The following is a 13,725-nucleotide window of genomic DNA, read 5'->3' as shown; positions in this document are numbered from 1 at the left end:
TATGGTGATCGTCGTCGTCGATTATGGAGCCGGTAATCTCGCGAGTGTGGTGAATGCGCTGGAGCGGATCGGTGCACCGGTGATCGTGAGTCGGGATCCTGCACCGCTCGAGCGAGCGGACGGCGTCATCGTTCCGGGTGTGGGTGCTGCTGCGGACACGATGCGCCATCTCGAAGAACTGGGGCTCGTGCCGGCTCTCCGTGCCACGATCGAGCGCGGTATCCCCTTCCTCGGGATCTGCATGGGACTGCAGGCCTTGCTGGAGGTGAGTTACGAGGGAGGCGAGCATCGCTGCCTGGGGATCGTTCCCGGTGTGGTGCGCCGCTTACCGGAGGACATCACTGTTCCTCATATGGGTTGGAACGAGGTCTGGTTGCGCTCTTCTCACCCGCTCTTCGCTGGAATTCCCGATGGGACGGACTTTTACTTCGTGCACTCCTTCTATGCTGAGCCGAGCGATGCCTCATGGGTATTGGGTGAGACCGATTATGGGGTGCGCTTTGCCAGCGTGCTCGCTCGAGACAACGTCATGGCTACCCAGTTCCATCCGGAGAAGAGTGGATTCTGGGGGTTGCGGTTACTCGCCAACTTTGTCGATCTCGTCGAACGAACGCGTGGCGGCTTACCGTTGGAGGCACCAGCGTGATCGTCATCCCGGCCATCGATCTCCGCGAAGGGCGTTGCGTCCGCCTCTTCCAGGGTGACTTCGCCCGTGCGACTGTGTACAGTGACGATCCGATCGAGATGGCACAGCGCTGGGCCTCAGCTGGCGCGCGCTGGCTCCACGTCGTCGATCTCGATGGTGCGCGGCTCGGTCAGCCAGTGCAACACGCACTCATCGAGCGAGTGATCCGAGCGGTGCCTGACATTGCTGTACAGGTCGGAGGAGGAGTGCGCACGCTGGATGCGGTCGAACGCCTCCTCCTGGCTGGTGCGACCCGGGTCGTGATCGGGACGGCTGCACTCGAGCGACCGGATTTGCTGCGCGAAGCCCTCGCGCGGTTCGGTGCAGAACGAGTGGTCGTCGCGGTCGATGCTCGTGACGGCTGGGTTGTGACACATGGGTGGGAGACCGTGCAAGCGATCCGGGCAGAAGAGGTGGTCCACCGTGTCGCGTCGCTTGGGGTGCAGCGGGTACTCGCGACTGATGTGACGCGCGATGGGACGTTGACGCGTCCGAATCTCGAACTGATGGGACGGTTGGCAGCACTCGGCGTGGCAGTGATCGCTTCCGGCGGTGTGGGAAGTCGATCGGATCTGGAAGCGCTGGCGCGCGTGCCGGGTGTCGAAGCAGCGATCGTCGGGCGTGCGCTGTACGAGGGAAGAGTTCGTTTCGAGCGACCGGAGGACTGGGTCATCGGAGCGGAGGCGGCGTGATGGAGCGGCGTCCCGATCAGCCCGACTTCATCCAGCAAGTCCGCGAAGAAGAGCGCCGCCGTCGCGAGGAAGCCCGCCAGCAGGCGATGCAGAGCCAAGTGGACGAGCTGCGGCATCGCGTGCGGGAGTTGGCAGCTCGCCTCCTGCGACTCGAGGAGGAAGTCAAGGCAGCCGAAGCCGACTGGGCTGAGCAACGCCATGCACTGGAGCAACACCGACACGAGACGCAGCAGGCTCAACAGGCCCGGCAACTCGAGGAGGCACGTTTTCGCCAGCAGCTAGCGGAACTCGCTTTGCGTCTCGATGAGGTCGCTCGCCCGATCCGCACGTTACAGGCTCAGGTCGCCGAGCTTCTCGAGGCCGTGCGCCGGCAACGCGACGATACTGGGCAAGACTCGCGGCGTTATGACGAGCTGCGAATCTTGATCGAGCATCTGGCTGCCCATATCGAACGCCTCTCGGCGACCGATCAGTCCCTGCGCGGTGGATTGGAGGCCGTCACGACAGAGGTGGAGCGGCTCGGTCGCGAAGTCACCCGCTTGCACGACGCCATCCGCATCGTCGAGCAGGACGTTCGGCGTCGGGTCGCGGAAGCGATGCAGGTGATCGAAACGTTGCAAGTCCAGCTCAAGGAGGGCGCCTCGCGCGACAGCCAGCTGGCGGAGGAACTCGAGCGCGTTCAGGAATTTCTCGCGGCGGTTTCCCCGCAGCTCGACGACCTCCGCGCAGTCGCCCAGCGACTCGGGGCCGATATCGAGCGGGTACGGAGCCACAGCAGCGAGCGGGACGATCTGCTCCTGGAGCGCGTCGAAGAGCTCCGGCAACAGTTCGATCAGGCTCTGCGGGACCTTGCAGCACTGGGCGATCAGCGGGCCGAGCGGGTCCAGGCTGAGTTCGAGACACTGCAAGCAGTCGACCGCGAGTTGCGCTACCGGATCGATCTCATCGAGGTGCGGTTGGACGAGCTGCGCGAAATCGACCGCTTACTGCGTGCCGAAATGTGGCGCCTCCTCGAACAACGAGCGCGCTTGCGCTTCGAGCAAGCCCAACAGGAACTCGAACAGTTCATCGAGCAGCGACAGCGGGTGGAACGCGGAGAAGGACCGGTTTCCTGATGCTGAAGCGGCGGATCATCCCGTGTCTCGATGTCACCGCTGGGCGTGTCGTCAAGGGAGTGCAGTTTCTCGACTTGCGCGATGCTGGTGATCCGGTCGAACTGGCGGCGCGTTACGACGCCGAAGGTGCTGACGAGCTCGTCTTCTTGGATATCACGGCCTCGGCTGAGGGTCGCGAGACGATGGTGGAGGTCGTTCGGCGGACAGCAAAGGAAGTGTTCATCCCGCTGACGGTCGGTGGGGGAGTGCGAACACCAGACGACATGTATCGACTCCTCCGTGCTGGTGCGGACAAAGTGAGCGTCAACACAGCAGCTGTTCTCGATCCGGACCTGATCCGGGTTTGTGCGCAGCGGTTCGGAAGTCAGTGCGTCGTGCTGGCGATCGACGCACGTCGTCGGCCCGAGGGTGGGTGGGAAGTCTACACCCACGGGGGTCGCCGAGCGACGGGGCTCGACGCGATCGAGTGGGCCAAGCGGGGGGTGTCGCTCGGCGCTGGCGAGATCTTGTTGACGAGCATGGATACCGATGGGACGCAGCAGGGGTACGATCTCGCACTCCTGCGCGCGGTGGTCGATGCAGTGGGTGTACCGGTCATCGCCTCCGGTGGCGCGGGGACACTGGAACACCTCTACCAAGCGCTGACGATCGGTGGCGCGCATGCCGTCCTGGCTGCCTCGATCTTCCATTTCGGCCGGTATACTGTCGCTGAGGCCAAGCGCTATCTCGCTGCTCGGGGTGTGCCGGTGCGGCATGTCTCGGTCGAGTTCACCCCATCGTGACCAGGAGTCACGACCATTCTCTCTGCCGAATCCGCACAAATGTCCTATTTCGCCTCTTGACAGCGCTGGCGTGTGCATGGTAGTCTGCGGGCGAACGGGTGCGGCAGGCGAGGCCGCGTCCGGACGGGGGATCGCAGGAAGCCGTCTCTCGGCTCTCCTGGGGCGGTGCGGTGGCGTCAGCCGCGCCGAGACTGATGCGGCAATCATCTGGGAAGGGGAGTTCGATTGGGGAAGAGACGACTCCCGTTATGCGTAGTTACCTCGTGTTTCGCATTCCTCGCCGCGATCTTCGCATTTTCCCCTGTCCTCGCTGCCGATGACCTCGTCACGGGTGCGCTCGGGCAAGTGAGTGGCACCAACGGTGACGGTGTGAATGTCCGTGCTGAACCGGGAATCGGATCCTCGCGGGTCGGCGGGCTCCCGGAGGGGGCACGCGTTCGTGTTGTCGAGGGCCCGCAAGCGGCGAGTGACGGGACAACCTGGTACCGCATCGATGCTGGTGCGGTGACCGGCTGGGTTTTGGCCGATTACTTGGCTCGGGCAGTGCCTGTTGCTGACGACACGGTGCTCGTGACGGGGACCGGTGGCTATGGTCTCCGGTTGCGCGAGACAGCGGGAGCGGAGAGTCGCGTGCTCGCGATCATGCCCGAGGGTGGGCGCGCGCTCGCGACCGGTTCCCCGGTGCAGGATGCAGCTGGGACAGCCTGGGTTCCGGTGCACTACGAGGGGATCGGCGGCTATGCGGCCCTGGCCTATCTGGTCGTGGTGGATGGTCGTTCCGCCCCGGTGGCCCAAGCGCAGCCGGTCGCGAACAAGCCCACCATCCGTGTCGGTGCCAATGTCGAAGTCGTGAATACCGATGGACAGGGAGTGAATGTCCGGCAAGGTCCGGGCTATGGCCATCCGGTCGCTGCGGTCGCCCCAGAAGGGACGGCCATGCGGGTCATCGGTGGTCCGCAGCTCGACGCGCAGGGGATCACATGGTGGCAAGTCGACTATCGAGGGTTGCAGGGCTGGGTGCACGGCGGCTATCTGGCGCCGACCGATCGTGAGCCAGGGGCGCCAGCTGCGATGCCGGCCGAAGCGTCGTCGCCTGATCCGGTGCCAACGGCACCGGCACCGCCCAGTGCGGTGGGCGATGCGATGGTGGCGACCGCTATGCAATATTTGGGTCGACCCTACGTCTGGGGTGGGACTACGCCAGCCGGCTTCGATTGCTCCGGCTTCGTCTACTTCGTCGTCAACCAGGTGCTGGGTGGTGGCTTCCCGCGCAGCCTCGAGGCGCAGGCGGTGAGTGGCGTTTCGGTGGAGCCTAACCAACTGCAGCCGGGTGATCTCGTGTTCTTCCAGAACACCTATAAGTGGGGCCTGTCGCACGTCGGGATCTACATCGGCAATGGCCGGTTCATTCACGCGGAAAATTACGGGACCGGCGTGACGATCAGCGAACTCTGGGGCGATTATTACGGACCACGTTTCTACACCGCACGGCGCGTCGGGACCTGAGACGCACGATCGAGCAGCCGATTCGGACGGTCAGGTGGAATCACACCTGGCCGTTTCGTTTCGGCGCACTTTCGAGCGGGCTGTGCCGAGGAGCGAGAGGCGGGAAGGGGCGTCGGCGCGGCGCTCCAGAACGATGGTCGGGTAGACGCACGACGGCAGGACTCTCAGGGGCGTCGTCGAACGCAGCGGGACCCTCTGACTGAGGAGTGGAGAACGAAATATCGTCGCGTCGACCCGCTCTACGGGGGAAGGGGCCGAGTTTCTGCTGTGCTCTTGCTCAGAATTCCGACCGCTCTGGTGGTGAGTTTCGGCCCGCTCATGACTCCGGAGCGTGTCGATGCTCGGGCGTAGCTGCTGGCCATTTGTCGCCTGGGTGGTGACGGACTCAAGCACTGGTCGGACGAGTCGGAATATCGCGCCGGAGCGCGACGAGAGCGGCGAGCAGGAAGGCGAAACTGTAGGCTGCCAGAACGACGGCTGCGCGCCAGGGGTGAAGATCGCCGGCCGTGGCTTGTTCGGCGAGACCGGTCGGTACGAAGGCTCGCGTGTTGAGTGCTTGGAGGGTCGAGGCGTTCTGGCCGAGCAGGGTCCAATCGAGCAACGTGAAGAGCCAGGAAAACCCGCTGTCCTCGATCATCGGCCGGAGAAGCTGCAGGACGCCGAGTCCGACTTGCTCGATGATGACATAGGCGAGCACCATGCCCATCGCCAAGGCCGAGGAGCGGAAGACGAGGGCGGTAGCGATCGCGGCTAGAACGTAGGGAACCGTGGCCCAATAGGCGCGCAGAAGGGCCAGCAGGAACTCGCGCCAGTCGCGCTGGAGCCATTCGAGCGGAACCTGCCCATGATGAAGCTGGGACGCGATCGCACCGAGGGCGAGTCCGACTATGCTCGTTGCGGCGAGGTAGAGCAGCGCGACGACGAGCGCAACGAGTGCCTTTGCGAGAACGAAGCGTGTGCGCGAGGCACCGCGGGCGAGGAGCGGGACGATCGTGCCCCACGCGAACTCGGTACCTGCGAAACTGGCCGCGACGACGAGCAGCGCGAAGATACCAGTGCTGGGCAAGAAGTTGACGCTGTCCGCGATGGCTCCAGGCAAGGTCACGAGGTCTGCGAAAAGATTCGTGGGCATCTCTTGGCCCGGTGCGGACGGGAGGGAAACGAAGGAGAGGGCGATCAAGAGAAGACGGAGGGTCGCCATGATGGCGAGCAGGATACCGAGCGCGATCCAGGTCATCGGGCGTCGCGTCACTTTGAACCATTCCGCAGCGATGAGCGCACGCATCCCCTTCTCCTCTGCTACCGCTCGCGCGTCAGTTCGACGAAAGCGGAAACGAGGTCTCCCTCGAGTGGACGCAACTCGCGAAGGTAGAGTTCATGGTGCACGAGGAAGGCGCTGAGTTCCGGTAGCCGTTCAGAGGGCAACTGGACGATGAGATGGTCGTCTCGGCGCTGGACCCCGCGGATCCAGTCCGGGCGGGTCGGTCCACTGAGGAGAAGGAGGGCACGATCGTCGGCGACGGTCCGGACCAGCACGGGCAATTCGCTTGGCCGGAGAAGTCGTTCGATGGGACTATCCTCGATCAGCCGTCCGCGATGGATGATGATCACGCGCTGGCAGAGTTCCTGGACGTCGCGCAAGAGGTGGCTGGAGAGCAGGATCGTCTTGCCGCGGGCGACGAGTTCGCGCAAGAGGTCGTGGACACGTTGTTGACCGTACGGGTCGAGTCCGTTGGTCGGTTCGTCGAGCAGCAGGAGATCGGGGTCGGCCAGCAGCGCGTTGGCGAGGGAGAGCATCTGGCGCATGCCTTGGGAGTAGGTCCGGAACGGATGTCGAGCGTGTTCCCGCAAGCCGACGCGCTCGAGGAGATGGTCGATCTCGGCGGAGTCGGCTCCATAGACACGTGCCATCACTGCGAGGTTTTGGCGGGCATCGAGATACGGGTAGAAGCTGGCGACTTCGGGCATGAGCCCGACGCGCCGGAGTTGCTCGCGGCTCTCGGACAACGAGCGACCGAACAAAACGATCCGGCCCGCGGTGGGCCGGATCAGACCAGCGATCATCGAAAGCGTCGTCGTCTTGCCGGCACCGTTCGGTCCGAGGAGACCGACGAGTTCGCCACGTCCGAGCGAGAAACTCAGGTTGTCGACTGCCGTGCGGTTACCGAACCGTTTCGTGAGCCCTTCGACAGCGAGGATCGTTTCGCTCGTCACTGCATCGGCCTTTCGCAGGGCAGCGGTGATGCCCCGCCTGACGCCTAGACATCGAAGAGCGTCGGGACAGCCGGTTCGGCGTCGGACTCCTCTGCTGCGCTGCCGTCATACTGGATTCGGCCGCGCAATTCGGGTGCTGCTTGGCGGATCCGCTGCTCGATCTCCCGCATGATCTCGGGATTGGCCTTGAGGAACGCCTTCGCGTTCTCGCGACCCTGGCCGAGCCGTTCCTCACCGAGGTAGTACCAGGCGCCGCTCTTGCGGATGATGCCGAGATCGGTTGCGACGTCCAACAGGTTGCCGGCGACCGAAATGCCCTCGTTGTACATGATGTCGAACTCGGCCTGGCGGAACGGCGGGGCGACCTTGTTCTTGACGACCTTGACCCGGACACGCGTGCCGACGGTCTCGTTTCCTTCCTTGATGGCGTCGACCTTGCGGATATCCAGGCGAACCGAGGCATAGAACTTGAGCGCATTGCCACCGGTCGTCGTCTCAGGGTTGCCATACATGACACCGATCTTCATGCGGAGCTGATTGATGAAGATGACGGCGGTCTTCGAGCGACTGATCGCACCCGTGAGTTTGCGCAACGCCTGGCTCATCAGCCGTGCTTGCAAGCCGACATGGGCATCACCCATCTCGCCCTCGATCTCGGCGCGTGGGACCAGCGCAGCGACCGAGTCGATCACGACGACGTCCACCGCACCCGAACGCACCAGCGTCTCGGTGATCTCCAGCGCTTGCTCACCGGTGTCCGGCTGGGAGATCAAGAGGTTGTCCAGATCGACACCGAGGCGCTCAGCATAGACGGGATCGAAGGCGTGTTCGGCATCGATGTACGCGGCGATACCACCCATCCGCTGAGCCTGAGCGATCACGTGGAGGGCCAGCGTCGTCTTCCCACTCGACTCGGGACCGAAGATCTCGGTAATGCGACCGCGCGGAATGCCACCGACTCCGAGTGCGAGGTCGAGGGCGATCGCGCCGGTCGGAATGACATCGACCTGGAGCTTGGATGGGTCCTCGCCCATCCGCATGATGGCGCCTTTGCCGAAGCTACGCTCGATTTGAGAGATCGCGAGTTCCAGTGCCTTTTGCCGATCCATCGCTGCCGCCTTTCGCTCACCGACCGTGCAGGAATAGAACCCATGTTCGAGTTCTGCTCAATCGTACTGTCTGGTTTCGTTCCTGTCAATCACCAGTGATCCGCTCGACTCGCTCGACGGGCAAGACGAAGACGGTTGCTCCGCCGACCTCGACCTCGAAGTTTTCCGGCAACCACAAGAGCCCTGGCTCCAGAGCGGGCGCGTAGGGGATCACCACTTCCTTCCGGCGCCGGCAGGTCCGTCGGATGATGGACAGCACTCGCGTGACTTGGTGGTCCTCCACGCCGAGCAGCAAACTGGCGTTCTCGCGCCGGAGCAGGGCACCGCTGCTCGCGATACGGGTCACCCGGAACCCTTCGTCGACGAGTTCGCCGATCAGGCGATCAGCATCCTCGCTCTGGACGATCGCGATGAGCAGTTTCACTCTCGCTCCCGATCGAAGTCGCCGTAGTCTCCCCCAGTATAACCGATCCGAGCGTCCTCCGCCGGCTCGGCATGCTCTCGGAGCGCCTGCTCGACGTCGCGCACCGTGGCGAAGCTGGGACCAAAAAGACGACTGACGACCGGAGCGTAGGAGAAGCTCTGCCCCAAGACGAGGTGCGGTGGCCCTTCGGTCACGATCCGTCCTTCGCTCAGCAGAACGATCCGGTCAGCGACCATCGCCGCGAAGTCGACGTCGTGCGTGGTGAGGAGGACAGCAGCCCCCGCAGCAGCACGCCGGCGCAGCTCGCCGGCTAGGCACTGCTTGAGTCGCAGCCCTAACCCGCGCGTCGGCTCGTCGAGCACGATGAGTGCCGGATGACCGGTGAGTGCGACGGCGAGAGCGGCACGCTGACGTTCACCGCTACTCAGGTCAGCAGGATGAGTGTCCAACAGCGGGCGAAGTTCGAAGAGGTCGACGATCTCTGCTACCGCAGTCAGGCTGGCCTGGCGTGCGCGCGCGACGAGTTCGAGGTCGTCGCGAAGGCGGCTCCCGACCAAGAGTGCGCCGGGATACTGCGGGACGTAGGCGATCGAGTCGGCCTTGCCCGCTCGCAGCGTTTCGCGTACCGGACGGCCATCGAGCCAGACCCGACCGCGTACGACTGCTTCTAAGCCGAGTGCCGCGCGCAGCAGCGTCGTCTTGCCTGATCCGTTGCGTCCGACGATAGCTGTTACGAGCCCACGCGCCACCTCCAGCGTCACATCCTCCAGCACCAGACGCTCGTCGCGACGACACGCGATGCGCTCCAAGGCGAGGAGCGTCGGGCCGTGTGACGGTGCCGGGTGCCGAACAGGGGAGAGCGGCTGGCGTCCACGCAACCGCCGTTTACCGTCGGCAACGGAGAGGGCTGGTGGTGACCACGCGAAGAGACGACTGACCTGAACGAGGATCGGTGGATCGGGCAAGAATTCGGCAACGTACTGGGGCGAGCCGTCGGCGACGATATTCCCGCCCTCGAGCAACGTAAGCCGCGTACAACTCCCGAGCAGGCGGTCCAACCGGTGTTCGGCGATGACGACTGTGATCCCCAGTTCGTCGACGAGGCGGCGCAAGACTTCCAGGACTGTCTCGGCGCTCCACGGGTCGAGCTGCGAGGTCGGCTCGTCGAGGAGGAGCAGTTGCGGTCGCAGCGCGAGGACAGTGGCGAGTGTGAGTCGCTGTCGTTCACCGCCGGAAAGTGTCTCGATCGGCCGATCGCGAAGATGAGCGAGCCCGAGGAGATCGAGTGCTTCCTCGACGCGGGCAGCGACGACGCGCGGTGGGAGACCGAGGTTCTCCAGCGCGAAGGCGATCTCGTCCCACACGCGATCCAGGATCGTCTGGGTCTCGGGCTCTTGACCAACGTACCCCACCACCCCAGCCAAATCGGCTGGGCGATGGCGACGCGTGTCGCGTCCACCGACGAGGACACGCCCGCCGAACCATCCACCATAGAAGTGCGGAACCAGGCTAACGAGACTGCGCAGCAAGGTCGTTTTCCCCGAACCTGTCTCGCCGGCCAAAAGCACGAACTCACCGGCTTCCACTGCCCAATGCGGGGCGACCAGTGCTGGATGCCGGCCTGTGGGGTACTGGTAGCGGAGGGCCTCCACCTCGATCATCGCGCGGATCCTCGCAGAAAGAGTGCCGGCGAGGCGAGCAGGAGAAAGGCGAGCCCGGCGAGCGGCGAGAAGCCCGGCCAGCGCAAGACCGGATAAGGCGAGTACGCCAAGTCGGCAGCGGAGTCGCGGAGCGACAAGACGAGGAGCGTCGCCGCTGCGAGCGAGAGCGACACCGTCACGCCGGTCGCGAGTGACCAATGCAGCGCGCGGAGATTGCGCCAGGTCGAGTGGACGATCAGCGCCGCACCGATGGACAGTCCGGCAACCCCGGCCAGAGCGAGGCTTGGTTTGCCAGCCAGGCTGCCCCCGATGACGGCGAAACTGGCGAGGAGCATCGCGAGTGAACCGGCTTGCGCAGCGGGCGTCGCCCGGTGCGGCGCAGCGAAGCTCCGCGTCTCCAGTACCTCAGCGGTGGCGAGACTGTAGTCGATACCACGATAGAGGATCGCCGCCAAGACGATCTGGAGCTGCCTCCAGCGTGGCAGGGCCAAGCCGCGTAGGCGTGACGCTTCGATCGCATCGCGTGCTGCGGTCGCGAAGGCGGGGAGCGCGTTCAGGGCGATCGCGAGGGTGGTCGCGAGCACACGCTGATTGGGAGGAATCGCGCGCAGAGCCTGGCGACGGTCGATGACGGCATGGAGCAGAGTCGTTCCGGCGAGTGCCGTGGTCAGAGCGATGCCGGTGAGGAAGCCGTAGAGTGCCGCATTGAGCGTGATGGGCCCGCCGATGACCGGCCAGGCGGGAAGTCGGAAAAGGACGCGATCGCCGATGTGGGCGAGCAGCGCATTGACGGCTGTGCTCCACGGCAGGAGAAAGCCCGCAGCCAGGAGCGGTAGGCGAGGCGCCTGCCGACCGAGCGGCCGCGCCGTGTCGACTGCGATCCAGACGGTCGCTACGGCCAGCGCTGCCAGGCTCAAGTAGAACGGATTGCGCGTCACGGAGATCGCGAGCACCAGCACGAGTGCCCAGAGCAACCAGGTGATCGCGTTCATGGTCACCGCCTCCGCCAGCGGGCGAACGAGTACGTGAGCAGGACGATTGCCGCGAGACTCGTGAAGATGAGTGCGCCCCAGGGTGGACCAGTGGCGTTGCTATCGGCCACGGCCGTAGATGGCGTCACCTCGAGGCTCGGGGTGCTCGAGGAAGCAGCGAGCGCTGCAGCGGTCGGGGAGACCGTTGGCTGTACCTCGGCACCAGTCGGCGGCGTCGGGGAGAGTATCCCGAGAGTCGGAGTCGGCAACGTGGGCGCGACTGTCGAGGAGGATGCGGGACCAGTCTCGCGGCTGTCCGGCTGGGCCGTGGGAGGTCCGACTACCGGTTGACCTGGGCTCGGCACTGGAGGCACGGGCGGGCTCACCGCTGGCTCGGTCGGATCGATGACGACCGAGGGGACTGGCGGTGCAGTCGGTTGCGTGGCGGCAGGCGGACTGGACGAGCGCTCGATGCCATGCGCGCGTGCGATCTCCTCGATCGTCAAAGAGGGAAGACCGCTCTCTGTGGCTGTCCATGACCAACCGTCCACGTCGCCGTCGCGGACGATCCGGTTAGAAGCACCGACTGGGTGGAGTACCCAGCTGCCGTCCGGCGTGAGCCCGTAGTAGTGCCAGAACCAAGCGGGCTGGCTCTTGGCTCGACAGAAACAGTCCTCCGCTGGACATCCTTCGCCGGAGATGGCACAAACGGCGAGCCCCAGTCCACCGAACGGGGCGACCGTGATCGGAACGCCAGCGCGCTGGAGGAGTTCGATGCCAGTGATGGTCGGTTCCTCGAACTGGACGTATGCAGTGATGACTCGGCCATCGCCGAAGCGGATGACCAGTCCAGCGCCATTTGGCCGCTCAGCGTGCGAGGTCATGCTGCCCGCGCCCGCAAACGCGAGCGCGAGCAGCAGCGTGAGGAGGAGGCGAAGCAGGCGAGACGTGCGAGTCACGAGCTTTCCTCGACGATGCGAGCGCCGAGCCGGGTCAGCAAGACATCGTGCCGCTCCGGCCATCGGCCGGGGTGCCATTCGAAGCGGGCGCGTTCGAAATACTGTACGACCATCCCGTCTTCGACGAACTCCTCGCTGAGCGGATAACCGAAGACCTCGAGACCGCCGTACTGTTCCCAATAGGCGCGGAAACCGTGGCAGATGTTGTGCTGCGTCGCTGCGAAGTAGGTGCAGGCTGCCGGATCGCCTGGCTGAGCTGGCGCGAATGGTTCGGGTGGTACTGTTGGGAGCCGCTCAGCCCCGAGCCGGCCGAGCATCACGAGTGTGCTTCCGTCCGGCATGAGGTGGAACTCGAAGCGCGCGCGCTCGGTGTACTGGACGAGCAGCCGGAGTTGCGGATCGAAGAACGGACCAGTGATCGGATAGCCGAAATTGGCCAGTTCTCCGCGCTGCTCCCACGTCTCCAGGAACGGGCCGCACAAACTGTGTCCGGTCTCCGGGAAGAACCGGCAGCCTTCTTGAGTGGTCTCGAGCGGCACGCGAGCACGGGTCAGTGGGAGAGCGATGCCGCGGAGCGGAAAGGCCTCGCGCGCCAGCGCAGGGATCGCTTGCACGGTGGCGAACAGATTATCGTCCGGGGCATCGTCGCGCCAACGGAGCGCACCGCTGGGGTTCGCGAAGCGTGCCAGGGCATCGAGTGCGAAGCGCCAGGACGGCGATTGCGGTTCCTCGCCTGCAGCCAACAGTGCTTGGACGGCGAGCGCAGTCGAGTTCGCATCACCTACCAGCTGATCAGCGGGTTGGTAGGCAAAGGAGCCATCCGCGGCTTGGACGCTGCGCAAATACAGGAGGGCCTGTCGTACCTGCGGATGCTCGCGCTGGCCAGTGGCAACGAGCGCCTGGATCACTAGTGCCGTCGTGTTCGAGTCGCCTGCGCCCAGTTGCGTGCTGCCGTCCCAGGCCCAGCTACCGTCGGCAGCTTGCCGTTCGAGCACTGCTTGGATCGCTCGCTCGGGAACCGGTGCTCCGGCGGCAACGAGTGCGAGGAGCGCATACGCGTTGCTGAAGAGTTGCTGATCGTAGAGTCCGCTCGCCTTGTCGTAAGCACGCTGCAGGCGATCGACGAGGTCGACACCGCCGAACGCGCGTGGATCGCGCCCGCTCGCGACAGCGGCGAGAATCAGCTTGGCTGCACCGCCCGGCTGCTCGCTGTAGCGAGCCGCGACCGACTCCAAGTACGCGATGGCGCTCGTCCCTCCGACTCGCTGCACCGAGCCAGGGTCGATGCCGACCGAGGCGAGAGCCAGGACTGCATCGACCGTGATGCCCGGATCGCTCTCGCCCGTGAAGCCGGCAAAGCCGCCATCAGCTCGTTGCTGGGCGGTGAGCCAGGTCACTGCCCCCGCGAGCGCGCGGCCAACCGTGAACTGATTCGCAGAAACGTCCATTCCTGGTGCGAGAACGAGCAACAAAACGGTCAGAATAGCGAGGAGACGACGCATACCTCACTCCTCCCTCGTCGCGTCGACCGAGGTCGATCCAAACCGCACCCACTTGTCCGTGTTGGGAAAACGAGGACAGCCCGCGCGGGGCGGGCTGCCAATGGT

At 64.9% G+C, this 13,725-nt stretch carries 13 protein-coding genes; 5 read left to right on the top strand and 8 right to left on the bottom strand.

What is annotated here, in order from left to right:
• Positions 1–4 precede the first annotated feature (4 nt).
• From hisH to ACWIVK_RS09745, 5 genes are all read left to right on the top strand, one after another.
• On the top strand, positions 5–646 hold the full coding sequence (gene hisH, locus ACWIVK_RS09765) for an imidazole glycerol phosphate synthase subunit HisH (RefSeq protein ID WP_448576522.1): 642 nt from the start codon (positions 5–7) through the stop codon (positions 644–646).
• Positions 643–1,377 carry a 1-(5-phosphoribosyl)-5-[(5-phosphoribosylamino)methylideneamino]imidazole-4-carboxamide isomerase gene (gene hisA / locus ACWIVK_RS09760; RefSeq protein ID WP_448576472.1) on the top strand — a complete coding sequence of 245 codons (735 nt, stop codon included), beginning with the start codon at positions 643–645 and terminating at the stop codon, positions 1,375–1,377. Before hisH ends, hisA begins: the two co-directional genes overlap by 4 nt.
• Complete coding sequence (locus tag ACWIVK_RS09755) at positions 1,377–2,492, top strand: hypothetical protein (RefSeq protein WP_448576471.1); 1,116 nt, start codon at positions 1,377–1,379, stop codon at positions 2,490–2,492. Before hisA ends, ACWIVK_RS09755 begins: the two co-directional genes overlap by 1 nt.
• Positions 2,492–3,274, top strand: a complete 783-nt coding sequence (gene hisF / locus ACWIVK_RS09750; RefSeq protein WP_448576470.1) for an imidazole glycerol phosphate synthase subunit HisF — start codon at positions 2,492–2,494, stop codon at positions 3,272–3,274. The genes ACWIVK_RS09755 and hisF overlap by 1 nt, the downstream gene beginning before the upstream one ends.
• Positions 3,275–3,499: 225 nt before the next feature.
• Entirely contained in the window at positions 3,500–4,780 is a 1,281-nt protein-coding gene (locus ACWIVK_RS09745) for a C40 family peptidase (RefSeq protein WP_448576469.1), read from the top strand.
• Positions 4,781–5,165: 385 nt separating this feature from the next.
• Here the strand turns inward: ACWIVK_RS09745 and ACWIVK_RS09740 are convergent, their stop codons facing one another.
• From ACWIVK_RS09740 to ACWIVK_RS09705, 8 genes are all read right to left on the bottom strand, one after another.
• The gene (locus ACWIVK_RS09740; RefSeq protein WP_448576468.1) at positions 5,166–6,065 is read right to left on the bottom strand and encodes an ABC transporter permease; all 900 of its coding nucleotides are present in this window, start codon (positions 6,063–6,065) and stop codon (positions 5,166–5,168) included.
• A 14-nt stretch (positions 6,066–6,079) separates the two neighbouring features.
• Positions 6,080–6,994 carry an ABC transporter ATP-binding protein gene (locus tag ACWIVK_RS09735; RefSeq protein ID WP_448576467.1) on the bottom strand — a complete coding sequence of 305 codons (915 nt, stop codon included), beginning with the start codon at positions 6,992–6,994 and terminating at the stop codon, positions 6,080–6,082.
• A 44-nt stretch (positions 6,995–7,038) separates the two neighbouring features.
• On the bottom strand, positions 7,039–8,103 hold the full coding sequence (recA, locus tag ACWIVK_RS09730) for a recombinase RecA (RefSeq protein WP_448576466.1): 1,065 nt from the start codon (positions 8,101–8,103) through the stop codon (positions 7,039–7,041).
• Between the two features lie 85 nt (positions 8,104–8,188).
• Positions 8,189–8,527, bottom strand: coding sequence for a cyclic-di-AMP receptor (locus tag ACWIVK_RS09725; RefSeq protein WP_448576465.1), 339 nt, complete (start codon positions 8,525–8,527; stop codon positions 8,189–8,191).
• Entirely contained in the window at positions 8,524–10,188 is a 1,665-nt protein-coding gene (locus ACWIVK_RS09720; protein WP_448576464.1) for an ABC transporter ATP-binding protein, read from the bottom strand. The genes ACWIVK_RS09725 and ACWIVK_RS09720 overlap by 4 nt, the downstream gene beginning before the upstream one ends.
• Positions 10,185–11,180: a hypothetical protein gene (locus ACWIVK_RS09715; protein WP_448576463.1), complete on the bottom strand. Its 996-nt coding sequence runs from the start codon at positions 11,178–11,180 to the stop codon at positions 10,185–10,187. Before ACWIVK_RS09715 ends, ACWIVK_RS09720 begins: the two co-directional genes overlap by 4 nt.
• Positions 11,181–11,182: 2 nt before the next feature.
• Entirely contained in the window at positions 11,183–12,118 is a 936-nt protein-coding gene (locus ACWIVK_RS09710) for a hypothetical protein (RefSeq protein WP_448576462.1), read from the bottom strand.
• A complete protein-coding gene (locus tag ACWIVK_RS09705) occupies positions 12,115–13,620 on the bottom strand; it encodes a prenyltransferase/squalene oxidase repeat-containing protein (protein WP_448576460.1) in 1,506 nt (501 codons plus the stop codon). The genes ACWIVK_RS09710 and ACWIVK_RS09705 overlap by 4 nt, the downstream gene beginning before the upstream one ends.
• Between the last annotated feature and the right edge of the window lie 105 nt (positions 13,621–13,725).

This window comes from Thermomicrobium sp. (assembly GCF_053493975.1).
The sequence above is the reverse complement of the archived record's forward strand: the minus strand, read 5'-3'. Positions and strand labels throughout refer to the sequence as shown.